The sequence below is a fragment of the Nonomuraea montanisoli genome (genome assembly GCF_013363975.1).
Classification (GTDB): Bacteria; Actinomycetota; Actinomycetes; order Streptosporangiales; family Streptosporangiaceae; genus Nonomuraea; species Nonomuraea montanisoli.
Genome location: NZ_JABWGN010000008.1, coordinates 219,063 through 232,652, shown reverse-complemented (window position 1 = coordinate 232,652; position 13,590 = coordinate 219,063). Strand labels below are relative to the sequence as shown.

Annotated in this window: 14 protein-coding genes; 8 read left to right on the top strand and 6 right to left on the bottom strand. The window is 73.1% G+C overall.

Translation table 11 applies throughout. The features are described from left to right. Nucleotides 1–25: 25 nt before the first annotated feature. Nucleotides 26–742 (bottom strand): MarR family transcriptional regulator, encoded by a 717-nt coding sequence (locus HTZ77_RS21910; protein WP_175591516.1) that lies wholly within the window; start codon nucleotides 740–742, stop codon nucleotides 26–28. Nucleotides 743–749: 7 nt separating this feature from the next. Continuing rightward, nucleotides 750–890, bottom strand: a complete 141-nt coding sequence (locus HTZ77_RS21905) for a hypothetical protein (RefSeq protein WP_175591515.1) — start codon at nucleotides 888–890, stop codon at nucleotides 750–752. On the opposite strand from HTZ77_RS21905, the gene HTZ77_RS21900 reads away from it, so the two are divergent. The 5 genes from HTZ77_RS21900 to HTZ77_RS21875 all read left to right on the top strand — a co-directional run bounded on the left by HTZ77_RS21900 (nucleotide 889) and on the right by HTZ77_RS21875 (nucleotide 8,986). Further along, entirely contained in the window at nucleotides 889–2,097 is a 1,209-nt protein-coding gene (locus tag HTZ77_RS21900; protein WP_175591514.1) for a cytochrome P450, read from the top strand. The genes HTZ77_RS21905 and HTZ77_RS21900 overlap by 2 nt on opposite strands. Continuing rightward, the gene (locus HTZ77_RS21895) at nucleotides 2,094–3,077 is read left to right on the top strand and encodes an ATP-binding cassette domain-containing protein (RefSeq protein WP_175591513.1); all 984 of its coding nucleotides are present in this window, start codon (nucleotides 2,094–2,096) and stop codon (nucleotides 3,075–3,077) included. The genes HTZ77_RS21900 and HTZ77_RS21895 overlap by 4 nt, the downstream gene beginning before the upstream one ends. Further along, nucleotides 3,074–3,832, top strand: coding sequence for an ABC transporter permease (locus HTZ77_RS21890; protein WP_175591512.1), 759 nt, complete (start codon nucleotides 3,074–3,076; stop codon nucleotides 3,830–3,832). Before HTZ77_RS21895 ends, HTZ77_RS21890 begins: the two co-directional genes overlap by 4 nt. Nucleotides 3,833–3,909: 77 nt before the next feature. Further along, a complete protein-coding gene (locus HTZ77_RS45370) occupies nucleotides 3,910–8,667 on the top strand; it encodes a poly(A) polymerase (RefSeq protein WP_205303021.1) in 4,758 nt (1,585 codons plus the stop codon). A 25-nt stretch (nucleotides 8,668–8,692) separates the two neighbouring features. Beyond that, entirely contained in the window at nucleotides 8,693–8,986 is a 294-nt protein-coding gene (locus tag HTZ77_RS21875) for a YciI family protein (RefSeq protein WP_175591510.1), read from the top strand. Nucleotides 8,987–9,177: 191 nt separating this feature from the next. Here the strand turns inward: HTZ77_RS21875 and HTZ77_RS21870 are convergent, their stop codons facing one another. The 3 genes from HTZ77_RS21870 to HTZ77_RS21860 are packed head-to-tail and all read right to left on the bottom strand — an operon-like array spanning nucleotide 9,178 to nucleotide 10,395. After that, the gene (locus tag HTZ77_RS21870) at nucleotides 9,178–9,651 is read right to left on the bottom strand and encodes an SRPBCC family protein (RefSeq protein ID WP_175591509.1); all 474 of its coding nucleotides are present in this window, start codon (nucleotides 9,649–9,651) and stop codon (nucleotides 9,178–9,180) included. Further along, nucleotides 9,644–10,045: an ArsR/SmtB family transcription factor gene (locus HTZ77_RS21865; RefSeq protein ID WP_175591508.1), complete on the bottom strand. Its 402-nt coding sequence runs from the start codon at nucleotides 10,043–10,045 to the stop codon at nucleotides 9,644–9,646. Before HTZ77_RS21865 ends, HTZ77_RS21870 begins: the two co-directional genes overlap by 8 nt. Next, a complete protein-coding gene (locus HTZ77_RS21860; RefSeq protein ID WP_175591507.1) occupies nucleotides 10,042–10,395 on the bottom strand; it encodes a VOC family protein in 354 nt (117 codons plus the stop codon). Before HTZ77_RS21860 ends, HTZ77_RS21865 begins: the two co-directional genes overlap by 4 nt. Before the next feature lie 100 nt (nucleotides 10,396–10,495). Here HTZ77_RS21860 and HTZ77_RS21855 point away from each other — a divergent pair, with 100 nt between their 5' ends. Further along, entirely contained in the window at nucleotides 10,496–11,173 is a 678-nt protein-coding gene (locus HTZ77_RS21855) for a permease prefix domain 1-containing protein (RefSeq protein ID WP_175591506.1), read from the top strand. Between the two features lie 44 nt (nucleotides 11,174–11,217). Here the strand turns inward: HTZ77_RS21855 and HTZ77_RS21850 are convergent, their stop codons facing one another. After that, nucleotides 11,218–11,550 (bottom strand): helix-turn-helix transcriptional regulator, encoded by a 333-nt coding sequence (locus tag HTZ77_RS21850; RefSeq protein WP_175591505.1) that lies wholly within the window; start codon nucleotides 11,548–11,550, stop codon nucleotides 11,218–11,220. Nucleotides 11,551–11,640: 90 nt separating this feature from the next. Between HTZ77_RS21850 and HTZ77_RS21845 the strand changes: the two genes are divergently transcribed. Both HTZ77_RS21845 and HTZ77_RS21840 read left to right on the top strand, forming a co-directional pair. Continuing rightward, on the top strand, nucleotides 11,641–12,804 hold the full coding sequence (locus HTZ77_RS21845) for a cytochrome ubiquinol oxidase subunit I (protein WP_175591504.1): 1,164 nt from the start codon (nucleotides 11,641–11,643) through the stop codon (nucleotides 12,802–12,804). Nucleotides 12,805–12,816: 12 nt separating this feature from the next. Beyond that, complete coding sequence (locus tag HTZ77_RS21840) at nucleotides 12,817–13,581, top strand: cytochrome d ubiquinol oxidase subunit II (protein WP_175591503.1); 765 nt, start codon at nucleotides 12,817–12,819, stop codon at nucleotides 13,579–13,581. Nucleotides 13,582–13,590 lie beyond the last annotated feature (9 nt).

Below are 13,590 nucleotides of genomic sequence, written 5' to 3'. Positions count from 1 at the left end.
TCTGCTCCCCCGGGCGCTCTACTACTCAGGGCTTGCCCGGAGCGTGCATCTCGACACCGCATGGCGGGAGGTCGCGCCAGCGTTCGGCCGACGCCAGAACGTCCAGGCTGATCCGCTCCAGGAACGCACCGCCCCTGGCCAGGCGGCGTCCCACGGGCGTGTCGAGCCCGAGCGTCTCCCCCGCCGCCTTCGTGATCTCCGCCGCCGCGAGCGTCTGCCGCGCGCTGATCACCGTCGAGCGGTACCAGGTGTCGTCGTCGAGCACGTAGATGTCGCGCCGTCGTCGCGGATCACGTTCGCGCCTGATCAGCCCCTGCTGGGTCAGGTAGCCCACCGCCATGGAGATCGAGGCGGGACTGACGTTCAGCCCGCGCGACAGCTCGGCCGCGGTGAGCCTGCCGTCCTCGCTCAGCCACACGCCGATGAGCACGCGCGCCACGATGCGCGGCAGGCCCATCCCGACCGCCAACTCGACGGCTTCCTCTTCCACCTCCAAGACCTCGCCCTTTCGGGGTTCGGCCTCGGGCGAACGGGACGGGGTGCCGCGCCGCGCCCGCCGCACCGCCGCCTGGTGCGCCCGCTCGGGACGGTAGTCGCCGGGGCCGCCGTTGCGGCCGACCTCACGGCTGATCGTCGAGGTCGGCCGGTCCAGCCGCCTGGCGATCTCGGCGTAGGAGCGGCCGTCGGCGAGGCCGGTCGCGATGCGCCGGCGGTCCTGCAGGGTCAACCTTCCTTCTGACATGACACCACTATTGCGTTCGACACCACTCAATGCAACGTTTCATTGCATTCAGCTTCACCGCCAACGCATCAATATCTTGCTGTTTACCTGCATTTATGCCGATCGATTGATTGACAGCATTTTTAAATGCAACGTAGCTTTCAACCATGTCGAACACGTACTATCGCGACGAGCCGGTCACTCCGTCCCTCGACCGCTCCCCCGACTGCCCCTTCGATCCCGCCCCTGCGCTCACCGCCCTGCGCGCGGAGCAGCCGATCGCCCGCCTGGCCGCGCCCGAAGGCGCCCCCGGCGTCTGGATGATCACCGGGTACGAGCTGGTCCGCCAGATCCTCGCCGACCCGCGCTTCAGCTCCCGCTACGAGACCCACTACCACCCCCTGGCGGGCGGGCACCTGCCGCCCGCCCCCGTCGGCGACCTGACCGGCATGGACGCACCCCGGCACACCCGCTTCCGCAAGCTGCTGGCGGGCAAGTTCACCGTCCGCAGGATGAACCTGCTCACCGAGCGGGTCACCGAGATCACCCGTGACCGGCTCGACGCGATGGAGCGGCAGGGGCCGCCCGCCGACCTCGTCGAGGTCTTCGCGCAGCCGGTTCCGGCGCTGATGATCTGTGAGCTGCTCGGCGTGCCGTACGAGGACCGCGACCAGTTCCAGAGCTTCACCCAGGCCCTGTCGGACCCCGGGACCGCCGAGGCGCAGTACGCCGCCTTCGTCGAGCTCGGCGCCTACCTGCGGGAGCTCGCGCTCGCCAAGCGGGCCGAGCCGACCGACGACCTGCTCAGCGACCTGGCCACCGGCGGCGACCTGACCGACGAGGAGCTCGGCGGCGTGGCCGCGTTCCTGCTCGGCGCCGGGCTCGACACCACCGCCAACATGCTCGCGCTCGGCACCTTCGCCCTGCTGCGCAACCCGGCCCAGCTCACCGCCCTGCGCGGCGACCCCGACCTGGCCGCCGGCGCCGTGGAGGAGCTGCTGCGTTATCTGTCCGTCGCCGCCATCGGTATGCGCGGCGTGCTGGAGGACGTGGAGCTCGGCGGCAGGCAGCTCAGGGCGGGCGACACGGTCGTCATCGCGATCAACGCCGCCAACAGGGACCCGGCCCGGTTCTCCGACCCCGACGCGCTCGATCTGCGCCGCTCGGCCGCCGGGCACCTGGCTTTCGGCCACGGCGCCCATCAGTGCCTCGGTCAGCAGCTTGCCCGCATCGAGATGCGCGTCGCGTTTCCCGCGCTGCTCACCCGCTTCCCGTCGCTGCGGCTGGCCGTACCGGCTGAAGAGCTGTCGCTGCGCGCCGACCCCTCGCAGGTGTACGGCGTGCACAGCCTGCCCGTCACCTGGGATCGGGCGTGAACGCGGTGCGAGGCTTCGTCTCGGTGAGAGGGCTGCGCAAGTCCTACGGCGCCCACCGCGTCCTGGACGGCATCGACCTCACCATCGCGCAGGGCACCGTCTTCTCGCTGCTCGGCCCCAACGGCGCGGGCAAGACCACCACCGTGCAGATCCTGTCCACCCTGATCAAGGCCGACGCGGGCGAGATCCGGGTCGCCGGGCACGACCCGGCCGAGGAACCCGACCAGGTGCGTGCCGCCATCGGCGTCACCGGCCAGTTCTCCGCGGTCGACAGCTTCCTCACCGGCGAGGAGAACCTGCGGCTCATGGCCGACCTACTCCACCTCGGCCGCGCCGAGGGCCGCCGGCGCGTCCGCGACCTGCTGGAGCGCTTCGACCTCACCGACGCCGCGCGCAAGCCCGCGGTCACCTACTCGGGCGGCATGCGCCGCCGGCTCGACCTCGCCATGACCATGGTCGGCACGCCCAGGCTCATCTTCCTCGACGAACCGACCACGGGCCTGGACCCGCGCAGCCGCCGCACCATGTGGCAGATCGTCCGCGACCTCGTCCGGCAGGACGGCGTGACCATCTTCCTGACCACCCAGTACCTGGAGGAGGCCGACGAACTCGCCGACCGCATCGCGCTGCTCAGCCAGGGCCGGCTGGTGGCCGAGGGCACCCCCGAGGAGCTCAAGCGCATGGTCCCCGGCCGCCACATCGTCGTGCGCTTCGCCGACCCCGGCGGGTACCGCAGGGCGGCCGGGCACGTCGGCGCCACCTCCAGCGACGACGCGGCGCTCACCGTCGAGATCCCCGACTCCGGCGGAGTCAGGACGCTGAGGAAGCTCCTGGAGTGGCTGGACAGGCAGGCCATCGACGTCGCCGAGCTGTCGGTGCGCACCCCCGACCTGGACGACGTCTTCCTCACCCTGACCCAGGAGCCCTCGCGCCAGGAGCCCTCGACCAAGGCACCCTCGACCCAGGAGCCCTCCCGATGAGAGCGATCACCGACTCGGCGACGATGCTGCGGCGCCAGGTCAAGCACATCTGGCGCCACCCCACGCTGATCGTCACGTTCGCGGCCGTGCCCGTGGTGTTCCTGCTGCTGTTCGTCTACGTCCTCGGCGGCACCATGGGCGCGGGCATCGGCGCCGGCCGCGCCGCCTACGTCGGTTACCTCACTCCCGGCATCATGATCACGACGATCGCCGGGGCCGCGCAGGGGACCGCGATCTCGGTGGCGACCGACATGACCGAGGGCATCATCGCCAGGTTCAAGACCATGGCCATCGCCCGCGTCTCGGTGCTCACCGGGCACGTACTCGGGGCGATGGTGCAGACGTTCCTCGCGATCGCCATGGTGACGGTGGTGGCGTTGCTGATCGGGTTCCGCCCGTCGGCCTCGGTGCCGGGCTGGCTCGGCGTGGTCGGGGTGCTGGCCATGTTCACCTTCGCGATCACCTGGCTGTCGGTCGCGCTCGCCCTGGTCACCAGGAACGTGGCCACGGCCAGCAACCTGCCGATGCCGCTGATGCTGCTGCCGTTCCTCGGCAGCGGCTTCGTCCCGACCGAGTCGATGCCGGCTGGTCTGCGGTGGTTCGCCGAGCACCAGCCGGCCACCCCGGTCATCGAGACGCTGCGCGCGCTGCTGGCCGGGCGTCCGGCCGGAGCCGGTTTTCTGGAGGCGGCTGGGTGGAGCGCGGGCATCGCCCTGGTCAGTTATCTGTGGGCACGCAGGCTCTACAACCGGTGAGGCCCGAGGCTGCCGGGTTATTCGATGGAGGCGCCGTCGCGCCGCTTGTACAGTGACTCCCGCCGAGGGGAGGGATCATGCGCGTGCACTATCCGCGTACCCCTCACCTGCCCTGGTCCCCTGGCGTGACCTCGGACGACGTCCGCGCAGGAGATCTGTCCGGGCTGCGCGGGCGCGAGGTCGTGGTCACGGAGAAGCTCGACGGGGAGAACACCACCCTGTACGCGGACGGGCTGCACGCCCGGTCGCTGGACTCGGCGCACCATCCCTCGCGGGCGTGGGTCAAGGGCCTGCAGGGGCGGATCGGCGGGCGGATCCCGGCGGGGTGGCGGGTGTGCGGCGAGAACCTGTACGCCCGTCACTCCATCGCGTACCAGGGGCTGGAGAGCTGGTTCTACGGGTTCTCGGTCTGGGACGGCGAGCGGTGCCTGGACTGGGACCGCACCGTCGCCTTCCTGCGCGGGCTCGGCGTCCCGGTCCCGCCGGTGCTGTGGCGGGGCGTCTTCGACGAGCGGGCCCTGCGGGCGTTGCGGCTGGACGTGGAGCGGCACGAGGGCTACGTGGTGCGGACCGCCGAGGGGTTCGGGCGGGAGGAGTTCGCGGGGCGGGTGGCCAAGTGGGTGCGCCGGGAGCACGTACGGACCGGCACGCACTGGATGCACGCCGCCGTCGTGCCCAACGCGCTCGGCCCGCGGGCGGCGCTGTGGGCGGTGCGCTCGGGCGCTGATCCCGACGTGGGCGCCCTGCTGGCCGCGGTGGGCCTCTCCCACGCCGACGCGGGGGCCGTGGAGGCCGACGCGGGGGCCGTGGAGGCGGTGGTGGCGGAGGTGGCGGCTCGGCTGGACGCGATCGGCCGGGACGGGGACGCCCGCCTGTCGGGCGTGCTGGCCGCCACGCTGCACACCATGCCACGGGCCCGGGTCGCGGCCCGGCTGGCGGGACCGCTGGGCATGCGGGCGGCGCGGCGGATCGCCGACCTCGTCGGGCTGCACGGCGCGCTGCACCGGCCGTACCCGGACGAGGAACGGCGTGCCGGGCTCGCGCGCATGGCGCCGGCCGCCGATCTGGGCGTGCTGCACGCCGTGGCGGCCGCCGTTCCGGCCGGGCGCGCTGACGACGAGGCGGTCCAGGCGCGTGAGCAGGTCGCATGGTCGGCCCTGCACGCCGAGGAGGCCGGGATGCTCGGGCCGGGCCCGCTGGAGCCGCTGCGGGCCGGTCTGCGCGAGGCGCTGGCCGGCCTCGGCGCGGAGGCGGCCGACCGGTGCTGGGCGGAGGCGCGCGACGCCTGGGCGAGGGGGCGGGTCTCCACGGTCGAGGAGGCCGTGGCGGCGACCTGGCGGTGGCGGTCCGGCCGGTTCCCCCGGCTGGTGCACCTGGTCGGGCCGTCGGGCAGCGGGAAGAGCACGTTCGGGACCGGTCTGCCGGGGATCGACGCGTACCTGTCGCTGGACGACCTGCGCGAGGCGCGGGGCTCGCGGGCCGACCAGCGGGCCAACCGGGAGGTGCTCGGCGAGGCGCTGGACCGGCTCGACGCCGCCCTGGCGGCCGGCGGCGCCGTGGTGTGGGACGCCACCTCGCTCAACCAGCACCAGCGTTCCGTGGTCCGCGCCGTGGCGCGCCGCCGCGACGCGCTGACGACGTACGCGGTCACGCTGGTGGAGGAGGACGAGCTGCACCGGCGCAACGCCCGCCGCGCCCATCCGGTGCCCGCGCGTGCTGGCCGCGCAGGCGCGCCGCTTCGTCCCGCCCTACCCCGGTCAGGCCCATCGCACCTGGTACGTCGGGGCGGACGGGACCGTCGGCGACGTGGACGGCAGCCTGGAGGGGGAGGCGTGATGCGTACCAGCGAGGAGATCTACCATCGGGTCCGCTGGGATCCGCGGTTCGACCCGTCCCGTTTCGTCCTGGGAGTCGGGCAGCGCGACGCCGAGCCCAAGCGGGTCCCGCTGCCCGCCTTCACCCCGGGGGGCGACATCCCGTGGCACCGGGTGCTGTTCGTCGAGGCGGACGGCGAGCGGGTCTGGGACCGCGCCACGGGCCTGGACCGGGTCGACACCTGCGAGGCGGGCCGGGTCCGCGACCCGCGCCGCCTGCGGCCGCCGTTCTTCACGGCCAGGACCCCGCACGTCTGGGACGCGGCCCGCGGATGGCGCCCCTCCGCGGGGGACGTACCCGCTGGGCAGAAGGGATCGGGAGGCTCGGGGGGTGCGGGACGCGCGCAGGGTGCGGGAGGCTCGGGTGGTGCGGGACGCGCGCTGGGCTTGGGAGGCTCGGGGGGTGCGCACGCCGGGCGTGCGGCCGCGCGTGTGCTGACGTGGAACACGCTCTGGGACCGCTACGACAGCGACCGCGTCGAGACCGCCCGCCGCCGCCCCCTCCTCCTCGCGGCCCTGGCCGAGGCCGACGCGGACGTCATCGCCCTCCAGGAGGTCGAGCCCGCGCTGCTGTCGATGCTGCTGGCCGCCCCGTGGGTACGGGCCGGCTACACCCTCGGCACCGACCCGTACGGTGCCGATGTCGAGGACAGCGGCCTGCTGCTGCTGAGCCGGCTGCCCGTCCGGGAGGCGGCCCGGCACGAGCTTGGCCCGCACAAGTCGGTGGCCGCCGTCGCCGTGGACACCGCAGGCGGCCCGCTCGTCGTCGCCGTCACCCACCTGACCAGCGACCATTCCAGCGACGGCGCGGGCAGGCGGCGGGCCGAGCTGGCCGGGATCGCCGAGGGCCTGGCGGGCGTGGACGGTGATCTGGTCCTGGTGGGCGACTTCAACGACGGGACGGACACTCCGGCGTCCGCGCTCGGCCTCCGCGACGCCTGGACGGAGGCGCACGGATCCGATCAGACTGCCACGTTCGACCCGACCGTCAACCCGCTGGCGGCGCTCGCCTCCCGAACGGGCCGCGCGGCCCGCCTGGACCGGGTGCTGCTCCGGGGCCGGCCGCGGGTGGTGTCGGCGGCCCTGCTCGGCGACACGCCCACCGCCGAGGGGTTGTTCATCTCCGACCACTACGGGGTGGAGGCCGTCCTCGACCTGTTCGGTGACGCTGTCCACGGTGACGCGGCCGGTGGGGTGCTCGACGTGCCGCCGACGGCGCGGACGGCGGTGGCGTGGGTACCGCCGCGGGAGCTGTGGCCGCCGATCCAGGACGTCCGCCGCGCGCACGATCCGCAGATCGACCGGTGGCCGCCGCACGTGAACCTGGTCTTCGGCTTCGTGCCGGAGTCGGAGTTCGAGGCGGCGGCGCCGTTGCTGGCCGCGGCGGCCGCCGAGGTCGAGCCGTTCGTCGCCAGGATGGAGGGGGTGCGCGCGTTCCGGCATCGCGACCACGTGACGGCCTGGCTCGACCCGGCCGCCGATGACCCCGCCCCCTGGGCCCGGCTGCGAGAGGCGCTCGAACGTCGCTTCCCCCGCTGCGAGGGACGTCCCGAGGGCTTCACCCCGCACCTGACGCTCGGCCGCACCGCGGACCCGATCCGCCTGCCCGGGATGACGGCGAAGGTCGGGGAGCTCGTGATGCTGTCGCGCCGCGCGGACGAGCCCATGCGCCCCCGAGCCCGGATCGCCCTGGGCACCGGCGAGATCCACTGGCTCACCGAGCCGGAGGGCGACCTCGTGGAGCAGGGCGACCTCGTGGAGACGGGCGACCTCGTGGAGACGGGCGACCTCGTGGAGACGGGACGGCCGGACCTGGCGGCTTCGGTGGCGCGCGTGACGCGGCGGCTGGAGGAGGCGCTGGCGCCGGGGATCGTGCACCTCGCCGGATCCAGGCGCATGGGCTGCGAGCTCCCGGACGCGGACCTGGACCTGGTGGCCGCTCTCCCCGGGGAACCAGGCCTGGACCCCACGACGGCACTGCCCGGCGGCGCGGACATGGCCGCGGTCGAGGCCCGGGTACGTGCGGCCTTGCCCGACGCGGCCCGGCTGCGCCACGTGGTGGGCGCCCGGGTGCCGGGCCTCCGGTTCCGTACGGGCGAGCTGGACGTGGACCTCACTGTCGTCCCCGCCGGCCCCCTCCCGCCCGGGCAGGCGGTGGCCCGCCGCGCCGAGCTGGGCCAGGCGGCGGCGGTCGCCCTGAGCGCGGTCAGCGACGCGGACGCGATCCGCGCCGCCGTCGACCACGACAACGCCCGCTTCGCCGGCCTCGCCAGGCGGGTGAAGGCTTGGGCGCGGGCACGCGGCCTGGACTCCGCCCCGTTCGGCGGGCTCCCCGGGCTGGCCTGGACGGTCATGGCCGCGCGCACCGTCCGCGAGAGCGGCGACCTGCCCGCCGGCGACGACCTGCTGGGCCGCTTCTTCAGCATGTGGGCTGCCTGGAACTGGCGGGACCCGATCGCCCTCGGCGTCACCACCGCCCTTCCGGAACCGGCCCCCGTGGTGGTGATGACGCCCAGCGCTCCCGAGCGCAACTGCGCCCGCCAGGTCAGCCCCGGCTTCCTGGACCTGCTCACCCAGGAGCTGTACCGGGGCTGGGAGCTCACGGAGAACGGCCGGTCCGCCGGGCTGGCCACCCCGCCGCCCCTCCACCGCCGTCACGCGGCCTGGGCGGTGGTGACCGTGCGCGGCGAGCGCCCCGGGGAGCTGGACGCGGCGCTCGGCCGCGTCAGGGGGCGGATGCTGGACCTGCTGGCCACCCTGGAGGAGTACGGGGTGCCGGACGTCCATGCCTGGCCGCGCCCGTTCGAGACCGGCTCGCGGCAGGTCAGCCACGCGATCGGCCTGGGCCGCACTCCCCCGCGGGCCGCGCGGCTCGGCGAGATCACCGGCCGGTGGGCCGGGGACCTGCCCGGCGTCACGGTCGAACGGGCCGACTGCGGCGCCGTGCCGACCTTGACGTGACGGCGGCTGCACCTACGGTCCCCCCATGGTCGTTGTCACAGTGACCTACACGGCACCGCTGAATGAAGTCGACCCGTGGCGACCAGCCCATGGCGACTGGCTGAACGACCTCATCGCACGACGGTTGCTGCTGGTGGCCGGGCGCCAGGTGCCTGTGGTCGGCGGTGTCCACCTCGTTCCCCGGATGCCCGCCGAGGACCTCGACCGCCTTCTCGCCATCGATCCGTACGTCCTCAACGGCGTTGCCACGCATGCCGTCGTGGAGTTCACGCCGATGCTGGTCGCGGCCGGTCTGGAGGATCTCAAGTCGCAGGAGTGAGCCGGGCAGGGCCCTGGGTCCGGGGCCGGGAGGCCCCGGTCGGGGGTGCGGGGCGCAAGCCCCGCTCGGGACGTCCGAGCGGAGCGAGGGCCATGCCCTTGGGGGTCGAAGGGGGCGGAGCCCCCTGGGGGGCGCTGTCCGAAGGCTTGTCGCGCGTAGCGCCCCCATCGTGAGGGCCTTGCTCTTCGGGGTCAGTCCGGTAGTTCGTCCAGGATTGTGGCGATCGCGCGGAAGTGGCCCGAGCGCCAGCCGCTGCCCATGATGCGGCGCGACAACTGCTGCGTCGCGTCGTCCGGGTCGAAGCCCTCGTGGTCCAGGAACAGCCGCGTGCCCGTGCCCTCCGGCTCCAGGCGCCAGGTGACCGTCCAGTCGGCGTTCCGGCCGCCACGCCAGCTGATGCGCAGCAGGCGTTCCCGTACGACCTCCAGCACCTCGCAGTCCACGACCCCGTCGAAGCCGACCGCCTCCATGGGCTTGGTGACGTAGGTGAAGCGGTGTCCCACCACGGGCTTGAAGTCGTTCGGCATGAGCCAGCGGGCCATCAGGGCCGGGTCGGTGATCGCCCGCCACACCTTGGCGGGCGGGTGGGCGAGGAACTGGTCCAGGTGGATGGAGCGCAGGTCGTCGTCCACGTCGGCGGTGCCGGGTCGCGTCCGGTCAGACATGGGGTTGCTCACCGTTCCTTCCGTTCAGGTCGTCGGAGCCGTCCGGACCCCGCGCGTCGCGCTGGTCGTCCGGGTCGAGGTCGTCCATCTCGTCCAGCAGGGAGCTGAGGGCGGACAGGCGTTCACGCCAGAACCGCTCGTACGGCGTGAGCCACTCGCTGATCTCCATGAGCGGGCCCGCCTCCAGCCGGTAGTGCCGCTCGCGTCCCTTGCGGGCCTCGGCCACGAGGCCCGCGTCCTTGAGGACCTTCAGGTGCTCCGAGACGCTCGGCCGGCTCATGTCGAAGCGCACGGCCAGCCGCCCGGCCGGCTGCGCGCCCTCGTCCAGCAGCAGGCGCAGCAGCCGGCGTCTGGCCGGGCTGGCCAGGGCGGCGAAGACGTGGTCGGTCGTCACGCCGCCACCACCACGAACCCGTTGCCGTCGGGGTCGCGGAACACGAGCTGCCGCCCCCACGGCTCGTCGGTGGGGCCCTCGTGGTCGGCGCCGTGCTCGCGCAGGCGGGCGGCGAGCTCGTCCAGGCCGGGCGAGGCCACCACGAGCCCGCTGATCGGCGCCATGTCCGGGAACCAGGAGGCGAGCAGCAGCGCGGTCTCGCCGCCCTTGGGGGCCACGGTCAGCCAGCGCCCCATGGGGGCCGGGTTGTCGGTGCGGACCTCCATGCCGAGGACGCCGGTGTAGAAGGCGAGCGCGCGCTCCTGGTCGGTTACGGGCACGGTCACGGTGAGGATCGAGGAGATGTCCATGCCGGACACTATATGTAGGAAATTTCCTACATATCAAGCGAGCCGCACATCGGGGAGATCCCCGATGGGCCGCCGGACACCCCGCCCGTACACTTGGGGCATGCTGATCGACGACTACGTGGCCGATCTGAGCAGGGCGCTGGCCGGACCTGCCAGGCCCAAGCGCGATCTGGTCGTCGAGGCACGCGACAGCCTGGCCGACGCCGCCGACGCCCTGGAGGCGGACGGGCTCGACCGCGCCGAGGCCGAGCGGCTGGCCGTGGCGGAGTTCGGCGAGGTGACGGAGATCGCCCCGGGCTTCCAGGACGAGCTGACCGCGGCGGCCGGCCGGCGGCTGGCGGCGCTGCTGTTCCTCAGCCTGCCGGTCAGCGTGCTCATCTGGTCGGCGGTCTGGCGGCTCTATCCCACCGCCGGCACCCCCTGGGAGGATCGCCCGGTCTGGTACGGGGTGGTCTCGCGCACGCTCGACTACGTCCAGGCCGGGGCGGGCGTCTACGGCGGGATCGCGCTGCTGGCGCTCGGCCGCGGCGCCCGCTGGATCCGGCGGCCCCGCACGGTCACCCGCTCACTCGGGATGACCGTGATGATCGCGCTGCCGGTCTGCGGGCTGCTGAGCTCGGCGCTCACCCTGACCTCCGGCCTGCCGAGCGAGTTCGACCGGATGCTGCCGGTCGCGCTGGCCGAGCTGGTCACGTCGGCCTTCTGGGGGCTGCTGCTCTACGGCGCCACCCGCTGCCTGCGCCTGACCCGTGCACGGCGCGCCACACAGACCGACTGACCTCGCGCAGACCGACTGACCCGGCACAGACCGACTGATCCGTATCAGGGGGCTTCCGGGCCCGGGCTCAGGACGCTGCCGATGGCGCTGGTGAACGCGCGCCAGGCCGACCGCTCCCCTTCGAGCTGCCTGCGCCCGGAGTCGGTGAGCCGGTAGGTGCGGCGTTTGCGGCCGCCGACCGTGGCCCACTCGCTGGACAGGTGGCCGACGCGCTCCAGCCTGCGCAGCGCCGGGTACACGGTGCCCGTCGGCACGGACAGCGCACCCCCGCTCCGCTCCTGCAGCGCCTCGATGATGGCGTAACCGTGCAGCGGCCCGGCCTCGACCACGGACAGCAGGAGAGCGTCCATGTGGCCGCGGAGCGCGTCGGGGTTCATGCCCTCGATCCTAGGCAACCGTGCGTCATGTAGCCAGTCTACATGTAGGCTCTCTATATGTAGGTAGCCTCGATAAAGGAGTTGACGCGCATGGACGCGCTGGACCTCGCGCGAACGCAGTTCGCGGTGACGGGAAGCCTGCACTTCCTGTTCGTCCTGCTCACCCTGGGGTTGGCGCCGCTGGTGGCGATCATGCACACCCGCTGGACGCGGTCCGGCGCGCCCGAGCACGAGCGGACGGTCCGGTTCTGGGGGCAGGTCTACGTCACCAACTACGCGGTGGGCATCGTGACCGGCCTGGTGATGGAGTTCCAGTTCGGGCTGTCGTGGAGCGGGCTGTCCCGCTACGCCGGAGACGTGTTCGGCGCCCCCCTGGCCATGGAGACGCTCGTCGCCTTCTTCCTGGAGTCCACGTTCCTCGGCCTGTGGATCTTCGGCTGGGGCCGGCTGCCGAAGTGGCTCCACCTGGCCTGCATCTGGGCCGTGACGCTCACCGCGTACGCCAGCGCCTGGTTCATCATGGCCGCCAACTCCTTCCTGCAGAACCCCGCCGGCGCCGTCGAGCGCGGCGGCCGCATGGAGCTGGTCGACGCCGCGGCCCTGTTCACGAACAAGACCCTGGTGTTCTCCTTCCCGCACGTGATCAGCGCGGGCCTGTTCACGGCCGGCATGGTGCTGGTCGGCGCGAGCGCCTACCGGCTGCGCCGCGGCGGCGAGGACGCCGCGTTCTTCACCCGCTCGATGCGCACGGGCATCGTGACGGCCGCCGTCGGCATCACGCTGACCGTCGGCTACGGATACGCCCAGTTCGGCGGCATCCAGGAGGGCAAGTTCAAGGGCGACACCGCCGCCACGCCGCTCGCCCTGATGATGGACTTCGGCAACCTGATGTTCCTCGTCGCGGTGTTCCTCATGCTGCCGCTGGTGCGCTTCCTGCCGCGCTGGCGTTGGACGCACCGCCTGCTCATGATCCTCACGCCCGTCCCGTTCGTCCTGGCCGTCTGCGGCTGGCTGGCCAGGGAGCTGGGACGCCAGCCGTGGATGGTCTGGAAGAAGCTGACCGTCGCCGACGCCATGTCCCCCGGCCTCACCCCGGGCATGATCACCGTCTCGCTGGTCGGCTTCACCGCCGTGCTGGGGCTGCTCGCCCTGACCGACTACGCGCTCATCGCCCGGCTGATCCGCCGGGGCCCGCGCGACCTCGACCTGGGCGCCGCCGCCGAGGAGCGGCCCGCCCCCGCGCTGAGCTACTAGGAGCCATCCGCCATGGAACTGATCTGGTACGCCGTCTTCACGCTGCTCCTGTCCGGCTACTTCGCGCTGGAGGGCTTCGATCTCGGCGTGGGGCTGCTCATGCCGGTGATCGGCCGGACCCAGGAGACCCGCGACCGCATGGTCGCCGCCATGGCGCCCTTCGTGCTGGCCAACGAGGTGTGGCTGGTCGCGGTCGCCGGCGCGCTCTTCGGCGTCTACCCGCACCTGGAGGGCGAGGCGCTGTTCGGGCTCTACCCGCTGGTGGTGGCCATGCTGCTGTCGTGGGTCGTCCGTGACGCCGGGCTGTGGTTCCGGCGCCGGATCGACGGGCCCGGCTGGCGGCGGTTCTGGGACGCGATGATCACGGCCGGTTCGCTGGGGCTGTCGTTCGGCTGGGGCGTCGCGCTGTACGCCGCCACGACGGGCTTCGGCTCCTCGCTGCTGCACCCGTTCGGGCTGCTCCTGGGCGTGGTGGTCACGCTGCTGTTCGCCTGGCACGGCTGGACGTTCCTCGGCTGGCGCGCGCCGGAGACCGCCGGCATCACCCGCACCGGGCGGGCCCTGGCCCTGTCCGCGCTGGCCGCCGCCCTGCCCGCTCTCGCCGTGCTCGGGGGCTCCCTGCCGTACCTGCTGGACCACAGCGCTCCGGCGTCCACGCTGGGTGTGATGGGTGTCATGGCGCTGCCGTTCGCGCCCGTCATGGTGCTCGCGCAAGTATGGGTGTGGCGCTTCTTCCGTCCCGGCAGGAGCGCCGTCCGGACCCCCTCGTTCTTCTGAAGTACTTCT